The 625-nt window shown below is 65.9% G+C and carries 1 protein-coding gene and 1 pseudogene; both read right to left on the bottom strand.

What is annotated here, in order from left to right; translation table 11 throughout:
- Window positions 1-189: pseudogene (locus DBR34_RS22925) on the bottom strand (TonB-dependent receptor); the annotation flags it as partial.
- Between the two features lie 157 nt (window positions 190-346).
- A partial coding sequence (locus tag DBR34_RS12440; RefSeq protein WP_146186833.1) for an energy transducer TonB occupies window positions 347-625 on the bottom strand: 279 nt, incomplete at its 5' end.

Below are 625 nucleotides of genomic sequence, written 5' to 3'. Positions count from 1 at the left end.
CTCGCCCACCGGTGCGGTGCTGGTTTCGTTGGGGTTGGCGTAGCGCAACCAGACCAGCGCAGCGGCGAACATCGCCACGATCAGCGCCATCCACAACCACGGCGAAGTGCCGCGGCGGGCCGGTTCATCGGTCACGTCGCGCTGGTGCTGCGGCGAAGCGTGCATGTCATGGGCATGGGTAACACTCATGGCGAACTCCTGATGTCGTTTTGACACCCGCAGTCTTGCCCGTACCCGGTTGTGGATGTGTCAGCGCACCGTCAACGCGGCGACTGCATTGCCATCGAGGTTCAGCTTGATGAGCCGTTGCCGAATCAGCGTTGCGTGATGATTCGGCGGCCGCGCATTACTGCGGCTTGAAGTCGAACGGCACCTCGATGCTGCCCGGCACCGGCTGGCCATTGCTCTGCGCCGGCTGGAAGCGCCAACGGCGCACGGCATCCGATGCGGCCCGATCAAGATCGCGTGAACCGCTGCGTTCGATGATGGTCACGTTGGAGGGATAGCCGGTGGCATCCACATCCACGCGCACCACCACCGTGCCGGCATCGCCACGACGCAGCGCGGCAGGCGGATACGAAGGCGGCGGCGACTGGTCGGCGATGGGCTGCGGGCGGTCACCGGC

The organism is Stenotrophomonas sp. HMWF003, assembly GCF_003061285.1.
GTDB lineage: Bacteria > Pseudomonadota > Gammaproteobacteria > Xanthomonadales > Xanthomonadaceae > Stenotrophomonas > Stenotrophomonas maltophilia_AP.
This window is presented reverse-complemented; position numbering and strand designations above follow the sequence as displayed.